The sequence below is a fragment of the Frankia sp. BMG5.23 genome (assembly GCF_000685765.2).
GTDB lineage: Bacteria > Actinomycetota > Actinomycetes > Frankiales > Frankiaceae > Frankia > Frankia casuarinae.
In genome coordinates, this window is sequence record NZ_JDWE01000100.1 from 1 (window position 1) to 7,276 (window position 7,276).

A 7,276-nucleotide genomic window follows, 5' to 3' on the forward strand; every position below is an offset into this window, starting at 1 on the left:
CCTCTTCACCGCCGCATGGGAAGAACTGAACCGGCGCACCCGCGAGCAAGCACAGCGCGGGGAAAGGACCTGGAACCCCACCCGGGAACGCCCAGCACTCGCGATCTTGGTCGACGAATTCGCGGAACTCCCCCCGGAAGCACTGGACANAGCTGATTCTCTGGCCCGTCTCGGCCGCGCAGTCGCAGTCACGCTCATCGCTGCCACGCAACGACCAACCCAAGACGCGACGGGAAACGGCGCTATCCGTAGCCAGATGGACGTCCGGATAGCGCTGCGAGTCCGGGAACGCGCCGACACAGACCTCATCCTCGGCGCAGGCGCCTACAAAAGTGGTTGGCGAACCGACGCCTTCACCCTTCCCGGCGTGTTCCTCATCCTTGACCCCGACCACACCACGCCCACACCCCACCGTGCCTACCTGCTAGACGACGACACCGTGGCGGATATCACCAGCCGCTATCCCACGCCACCGGCTCTACCCGCCCGGTCGGACGGGCCGCACACGGACCATAACCCCGACCCCAACAGTGCCCTGTGGACTGCCCTCACGGCAACACCGGACGGCGCCAGCGTGCCCGACCTGGTGACCGCCACCGGCCGGTCCCGTCGATGGGTGTACTATGCCCTACAGCAGCTCCAGGAAGCCGGCAAGGTGCGCCAGGCCGCGCCCGGCCGTTGGCACGCCACCCCCCACCGCCCATGACCCACCGTCACGGAACCGCCGTGCACACCCCCGTGCAACGCCGTGCACCCCGGCGTGCATGCACGGCCCTACGCGCGCGCGTGCGTGCGCGCCTACGCGCGTAGGCACCCACACACCCCCACCTGTGCACACCACGGCACATCGCCACAGACAGTCACATCACCGGGCGGACCCACCCCGCACCCCTACACGCGGGTAGGGCACACCCACACCCACACCGCGCACGCCCGCGCAGCGACCACCCCCGCCACACCGCACCCAACCCCGGGAACGCCGCCCGCTAGCACCACGCCCGCGACCAGGTAGCGGCAACACCCCATGCCCGCACCCCGCGCACCCCCGGTGATCTGAACAAACACAGCACGGTCGCGGTAGCCGTCCACCCCCGGGTGCCACGCGACCGTCCCGAACCACCCCCGCCGACCCCCACCCGGCGCAACCGCAACCCCCCGCCGGTCGTCACGTGACGACCGGCGGGGGTCAGGGAGCCGCGATGACCAGCACGCCGGACCACCCTGCCGACGAACCGGACGACGAACACACGGCGATCCGCCGCGCCGTATGGGCGATGCCCCCACTGACCGATGAACAGATCAACGCCCTCGCGGTGCTGCTCGCCACCATGCGGGACCATCCACGCCCCCGACCCCCCGACCCACCCCCCACCGACTGACCCCAACATGCGGCAGGCCCCCCGCACCGTATCCGGTGCGGGGGGCCTGTTCCTGTAAGCGTCTAGCAAGCGGCTACGGGCGTGGGGTCCGGGGGACGAGACCGATGCCACGGATCACTCCGCCGCTGGCCCGCAACATGGCCTCGTGGCATAGGGCGCACGCCAACGCCGTTTCTCTCCCATCGGAGACGATCACCAGTGCGGGTGCGGCACAACGGGGTGTCTCACACGTCGGCACGTCGCTCATCGCGCGTCCCCCGGTCCGGCCGTGACCAGATGCGCCCGTGTCTGCCTGCCGTAGCGCACGGTGAACCCCAGCGCGTCGAGCGTGGCCGCTACCGCGTAGGTCAGCACATCACCCACCCCGGCCGGGACGGGCCGATTCGCCGTGGGGATGGTGGCCATCCGGGGATGGGTAGCCCACCCCAACGCCACCCCCCGGTACGCACCCGTGCGCACCGGGACAAGCAGGACCCCGCCGGTTGCCTCCCGCCCGGTAGTGTCCGCCACCGGCACCCCCGCCAGCACGAGCGCACGCGCTACCCGCACCGTGAGCAGCGCGGTAGCGTCCCGGGTCGCGCGCACCCTCCCCCCATGGTCATCGGTGAGCCGCGCGACCTGTTCGGACCACAGGCGATTAAACGCGAGATCATCCGGTGCGGAACGGCTCGTCAGCGTCCCGTCCGCCGCTACCACCCCGTAGCCGACGGCGCTACCGGGATGGTCATCCCCCGCCCGGACTGCGTCATACCGGTCCGCCCACGGGCCGGCAACCACCCGCCCGTCCACCACCGTCCAGAACGCCGGAACCGACGCCCGGTCGTGGCGGGCACGCGGTCCGCGCGTCGCATCCTGCGAGGGATCGGTGCGCCCCGCATGCGGCACGGTCGGCACCCACCCGCCGGACGCGAGGGGACCGTCCGGGACGGTCGGCGCGTCGTTCCCGGCGGTCGGGAACGGAAGTGGAAGGCCGTCGACGTGCGTGGTCGGTTGCCTCTGTTGCTACACCCGTTGCTACACCTCCCCATGATCGCTGCGGCGCCCCAGACTGTCGCGCTGGGCTTACCGGGTTGATCGTGTCGTCATGGTCGGTCTGGGGTTCCCGGATCCGGCTGGCCAGATCGGGGTGCGGCCCGTGACACCCGAAAACGTCCGCCATCGACGTATGGCAGCAGCCTCGCCGCCCCGGCTGGGTTAGGGCTTCCTCTCGTGGGGCAATGGCGGCCTCGTGACGGGGACCGTGCGTAGGAGCCGTTCCAGGCCGGTGTAGTCGCCGGGGTTGGTGGTGAACAGTGGAAGGTCCTCCGCGACCGCCGTGGCGGCGATCATCAGGTCCGCGGTCCGGCGGCGCGGTTTGCGGCCCGCGGCGACGACGGCCGCGGTCAGCCGGCCGTAGACCCGCGCCGCCTCGGCGTCGAACGGGATCGGATCGAACTCGTTCTCGGCACGTTGGAGGATCTCCATCCGCCGTGCCCGTTCCTCATGCTCGTCGTACAGGTCATGCTCGTCGTTACGCCGGACCTGGTGCGGCCCGGCGGACAGCTCCGCCAGCGTCACCACGCTGATCGCCATCTCGTCCGGAAGCTCGGCCACGTTCACCCAGCGGCGCAGGATCAGGATGTTGGTATCCAGCAGGCCCTGCCGGACGGGCTCACTGGTCATAGGCATCCGTCGCCTCGTGGTCGGCCGCCGCCTCCTGGTCGGCGCGGAACGCCTCCAGGCCGGTGTCAGGTGCGTTGCGTGACATCGCGGCGAACTCCTGCCGCGAGACGAACCGGCGCCGGCGCCGGATCGGGACGAGCTGCCCGATCTGGTGACCATCCCGAGTGACCGTGAACGACTGCCCATGCTCGACGGCGTCCATGATCTCCCGCGACCTCGACCGCAGGTCCCGCTGCGTGATCTCAGGAGTGCTCACCATGCCAGCGTAGCACCCGGTGCTACAGCGTGCCGCGACGAAGATCCAGAGTCTGGCCAGGCGATGTTGACCGCCCGGCTTCGCCATACCGCCGTGTGCCNGCGGTCGCCTCCTGCACGAAAGACGCTATCCGCAGCGCTCAAGAATATTGCGGATCCGCCGGGCGCCTGGATGATCGTCGTCATACGCGGCTTCGACGATTCGACGATTCCCATTACCTGCCGCGTCAGGTCCTTCGCGCATTCGGCGGCCCCACGATCCGGCTATCCGGATGAGGCCGAGTAGTTTGCGCGTCAGCGATGCTGCTGTGAGCTACTCATCTACCTGATTCCGCCCAATTTGCCGGACGCCGTGAGGTGGTCCTGTGTCGCGTCCAACCCCGCCCCTCCGCGGCGAACATCTCGCGAGCAGGAACTGGCGACACCGCCTGGATCCGCTCCTCGGCCAGAACGCCGCGCGCCTCGCCGTGAATGATCCAAGGGTTTTGCCAGATCATGCCGCGAACCTGCCAGAATGTCTGGGACGACACATCCACCCGACAGCCTGCGACGCCGGTCGCAGCACTAGGCTCAACGACAGCGACGCCGCTCGATATGTTCGGAGGATTTCACTGATGCACAGCAACTTCAGCGTCAAGAAGGAACATCCCAGACTCTATTCGTCGAAGCAAAACATGTTCGAGATCATCGACGTTCCGCGGGCGCACTTCCTCATGGCGGATGGCCACGGCGACCCCAATACCGCCCCGGAATACGCGGAGGTGGTAACCGCGCTCTACACGACCTCCTATGCCGTGCGCGCCGTCGCCAAGGACGAGCTGAAGCGGACGCACACCGTGGCTCCGCTGGAGGGTCTGTGGTCCGCGAAGGACCTGCAGGTCTTCCATACCCGAGAAAAGGGCAGGTGGGACTGGACCATCATGATCTTCCAGCCCGACTGGATTACCTCGGCGATCGTTGAATCGGCACTGGAACGGGTTCAAGAGAAGAAGGACCTTGGTGCGGTGAAGAAGGTCCGGTTCGAGGAGTTTCTCGAGGGCACATGCGTTCAGACTCTCTACGTCGGACCATACGACGAGGAGGCCCCGACCATCTCCCGGATGCACGACGAGTTCATGCCGGCCGAAGGCCTCACCCCCCGTGGGCGTCACCATGAGATCTATCTGTCAGATGCCCGCCGGACAGACCCCCGCCGCCTGCGTACGATCATCCGGCAGCCGGTCGAATCCGCGCGGAAATAGGGGCCTGGCTTCGAAGGGCGAGACTCAGAACCTCCATGCGCCGGAAAATTTTTCCGTCTCCTTCTCCAAAATCAGCCCTAGGCGATCCGGTTGGACATGGCTCGGCGCGCATGTCGGATTCGTCGCAGCGGGTATCCGGCGGTGGTCGTGGGGTGCTGCAACAGCAGCAGGACCGCGATGCGGCGTGTTCAGTGGCCCAGATCGCGAGAGACCAGGAAGTTGCCGAGAATCAGGTGATCCATCTCTGTTTTGAGGAAGCAGGACAGGGCATCCACAGGAGAGCAGACAATTGGCTCGCCGGCGACGTTGAACGACGTGTTGATCAGGCATGGTACCCCAGTTAGCTCCGTGAACAGGCGCAGCATTTCCGCGACCAGCGGGTTGTCCTGCTCGGTGATCGTCTGGATGCGCGATGTGCCATCGACATGGCAGGCTCCTTGAATCATCTCCCGGTATTCGGGTCGCACCGGAACCACGAAGGTCATGTACGGGGAGGACCGCTTCTTTCCGAGCTCGAACACGTGAGGCGCGAGATCCTGGAGGTAAACGTTCAGGCCGTGTGCTGGCGGCGGGATTCCGTGGCATCGAGTGATGGCCGGTCGGCGGGTGGCGCCTCCGGTCACGCGTGGGTTGTGGGCTGGGTCAGGTCGGTGCGGGGAGGGCGGCGTCGTGGCGGGCGAGGTTGGTGTGGTGGACCAGGCCGCGCAGCGCCTCGGCGATCTGCTCGGGCCAGGTCTCGTCCGGGTGGACCTCGGCCGCGCCGGTCAGGTCGCGTTGCAGGTGGGCGGTGCAGACCTGGTGGAGCAGGCCGGCGAAGACAGCCTCGTCTGGTTCGTGGTCCGCGCTGTCGGGGATGTCGCGGTCCGCGGGGTCGCCGCCGGCGGCGAACGCGGGGTGGTCATAGAGGTGGTAGCGGTCGTGGACGACGGTCGCGCCGGCCCGGGCGAGGTCGAGGAGGACGGAGGCCTTGAAGGTGGCCAGGTCCCGGTCCCCGAGCTCGAAGCGGGTGTAGAGCGCGGTGGCGGCGACAAGCAGGTACTTCTCGGCTTTCTTGCGGCCGGGCCGGGGTAGGCGCGGTCCGACGCGCAGCGGGGTCTCGTCCATCACGACGATGGCGGCCAGGCAGATCAGCGCGCGGATCCGCGCGTCGGCCCCGGCGAGCCCTGCCGCCGTCCGGCTGATCAGACAGTGGACGAACCCGGCGGACGGCGCCGCGCCCGTCAGCGACGTGAGCAACTCGACGACGCGGGCGACCGGGAGGTGATGGACGACCATCAGGTAGACGCACCAGGCCATCAGGTTCGGCCCGTAGCCGACCGGCCCAGGCCGCGCCCCGTCCGGGCGGGGCGCGGTGTGGACCTTTCCGCACCGGCAGCGCACCGCGTGCTGGTCGTACTGGGTGACCGTCGCCGTTACCAGCGGGATCTCGGTCTGCTGGTAACGGTCGACGATGCCGAGATCGACCGCCTCACCCCGGCCGACCGCCCCGCCGAGCACCGTCCCGCAGCCGCACGTCCCTTCGGGGAACCGGTCGAGCCGGCCGTCGGGAGCGTCGGTGAAGGCCAGGTGCGAGCCCGGCGCGCCGGGCTGCCCGCCCCGCGGCCGCGTCCCGGCGCGGGGCGCCTTGCCCTTCGGCGGCGTCCGTCCCGGCTCATCGTCCTTCGACGGCGGACTCTAGGAGTTCGCGCTGGTGCGCGAAAGCAGGTGCTCCACCCGGCCCAACCGGCCGGCCAGTACCCCGTTCGCCGCCGTCAGGTCAGCGTTCGCCGCGGCGAGCTTCTCGACGATCGCCTTCAGCTGGCTGTTCTGCCGTGCCTGCCAGAGGACAAGCCAGACCAGCGCGTCACGCGACGGACCGTCCGGATCAGGCACGAAGCAATCAAAGTGGGTCCTCAACCCGTGCGCGGCGTCGACACACGGCCAGACCCGATAAGCCCACACAGCCGGACCACTCGGCCCAGCCGTCACAGCCCGCTACTGCCACCCCGAAACCAGCACCCTCCGCGAGGGCACTGAACGTTTACCGAGCAGGCGCACGCCGCCCGGGCCCGGGTGTTCGACGCGGCCTACACCGCGCACCCGGAGCGGTTCGTGAACCGGCGGCCGGTCCCGCCACCACAGCCGCAGCACGAGACAATAACCCTGCAGGCACACCGCACCCCAGAGCACGAAGACTTCGACATCTGCGTGATCTACAAGCGGCGTGCCTGCTTTTCTGTCAGCGACACGTGTCCCCGGCGTGTCCCGCACCCATCAGATCCCGCGACCCGCAACGGGAGACGACCCACCCAGAACCATCCCACCCATACACAGCCACCATCACACCCGGCAACACGACCATCACCATCCAAATCGCGAACTTGCCGGAGCCCTGCAGCGCGTCATGGGTCCCGGCGGTCACGCCTTTTTTCTTCCACCGGTCAAAGAAGCCGTAGACCGTCTGCCACGGCGGGAAGCCCGCCGGCAGCGCGCGCCACACGATCCCGTTGTGTGTCACGTACAGGATGGCGTCCACGATGTCCCGGCGAGAGTGCGCCNCGGGCCGGCCGTCCTTCGATACCGGCGGCAACACAGCTTCGACAAGCGCCCACTCGGCGTCGGTCAGATCCGATGGATACCGGTGTGTACGTACCATGACCAGCCCCTGCCGCCATCACCCCCGTCCAAACCCCACCACCAACATCCACACCAACTTTCCGTCACGCTCCGCATATGCAAAAAGATCCAAAACAGGCTCTT

Annotated in this window: 7 protein-coding genes and 2 pseudogenes; 2 read left to right on the forward strand and 7 right to left on the reverse strand. The window is 68.3% G+C overall.

The window, feature by feature from the left end; translation table 11 throughout:
• The first annotated feature begins 1,199 nt into the window (after window positions 1-1,199).
• Complete coding sequence (locus BMG523DRAFT_RS21310) at window positions 1,200-1,379, forward strand: hypothetical protein (RefSeq protein WP_023842169.1); 180 nt, start codon at window positions 1,200-1,202, stop codon at window positions 1,377-1,379.
• 243 nt (window positions 1,380-1,622) lie between these two features.
• On the opposite strand, the gene BMG523DRAFT_RS21315 is transcribed toward BMG523DRAFT_RS21310, so the two are convergent.
• The 3 genes from BMG523DRAFT_RS21315 to BMG523DRAFT_RS21325 all read right to left on the reverse strand — a co-directional run bounded on the left by BMG523DRAFT_RS21315 (window position 1,623) and on the right by BMG523DRAFT_RS21325 (window position 3,300).
• On the reverse strand, window positions 1,623-2,264 hold the full coding sequence (locus BMG523DRAFT_RS21315) for a hypothetical protein (protein ID WP_011434615.1): 642 nt from the start codon (window positions 2,262-2,264) through the stop codon (window positions 1,623-1,625).
• A gap of 309 nt (window positions 2,265-2,573) precedes the next feature.
• Window positions 2,574-3,047, reverse strand: coding sequence for a type II toxin-antitoxin system VapC family toxin (locus BMG523DRAFT_RS21320; RefSeq protein WP_043592167.1), 474 nt, complete (start codon window positions 3,045-3,047; stop codon window positions 2,574-2,576).
• On the reverse strand, window positions 3,031-3,300 hold the full coding sequence (locus tag BMG523DRAFT_RS21325) for a type II toxin-antitoxin system Phd/YefM family antitoxin (RefSeq protein ID WP_011434617.1): 270 nt from the start codon (window positions 3,298-3,300) through the stop codon (window positions 3,031-3,033). Before BMG523DRAFT_RS21325 ends, BMG523DRAFT_RS21320 begins: the two co-directional genes overlap by 17 nt.
• 610 nt (window positions 3,301-3,910) lie before the next feature.
• On the opposite strand from BMG523DRAFT_RS21325, the gene BMG523DRAFT_RS21330 reads away from it, so the two are divergent.
• A complete protein-coding gene (locus BMG523DRAFT_RS21330) occupies window positions 3,911-4,537 on the forward strand; it encodes a GyrI-like domain-containing protein (protein WP_043592168.1) in 627 nt (208 codons plus the stop codon).
• 188 nt (window positions 4,538-4,725) lie between these two features.
• Here the strand turns inward: BMG523DRAFT_RS21330 and BMG523DRAFT_RS21335 are convergent.
• The 4 genes and pseudogenes from BMG523DRAFT_RS21335 to BMG523DRAFT_RS21350 form a co-directional block, all read right to left on the reverse strand.
• Window positions 4,726-5,079: pseudogene (locus tag BMG523DRAFT_RS21335) on the reverse strand (carbamoyltransferase C-terminal domain-containing protein); the annotation flags it as partial.
• Window positions 5,080-5,179: 100 nt separating this feature from the next.
• Window positions 5,180-6,034 carry a transposase gene (locus tag BMG523DRAFT_RS21340; RefSeq protein WP_051623999.1) on the reverse strand — a complete coding sequence of 285 codons (855 nt, stop codon included), beginning with the start codon at window positions 6,032-6,034 and terminating at the stop codon, window positions 5,180-5,182.
• 177 nt (window positions 6,035-6,211) lie between these two features.
• Window positions 6,212-6,409, reverse strand: a complete 198-nt coding sequence (locus BMG523DRAFT_RS21345; protein ID WP_043592172.1) for a hypothetical protein — start codon at window positions 6,407-6,409, stop codon at window positions 6,212-6,214.
• Between the two features lie 487 nt (window positions 6,410-6,896).
• Window positions 6,897-7,220, reverse strand: a pseudogene (locus tag BMG523DRAFT_RS21350) (transposase); the annotation flags it as partial.
• Window positions 7,221-7,276: the final 56 nt, after the last annotated feature.

Coding starts and splice junctions, on each gene's coding strand:
- BMG523DRAFT_RS21310 (WP_023842169.1), top strand. CDS start 1,200: ATGACCAGCACGCCGGACCACCCTGCCGACGAACCGGACGACGAACAC.
- BMG523DRAFT_RS21320 (WP_043592167.1), bottom strand. CDS start 3,047: ATGCCTATGACCAGTGAGCCCGTCCGGCAGGGCCTGCTGGATACCAAC.
- BMG523DRAFT_RS21325 (WP_011434617.1), bottom strand. CDS start 3,300: ATGGTGAGCACTCCTGAGATCACGCAGCGGGACCTGCGGTCGAGGTCG.
- BMG523DRAFT_RS21330 (WP_043592168.1), top strand. CDS start 3,911: ATGCACAGCAACTTCAGCGTCAAGAAGGAACATCCCAGACTCTATTCG.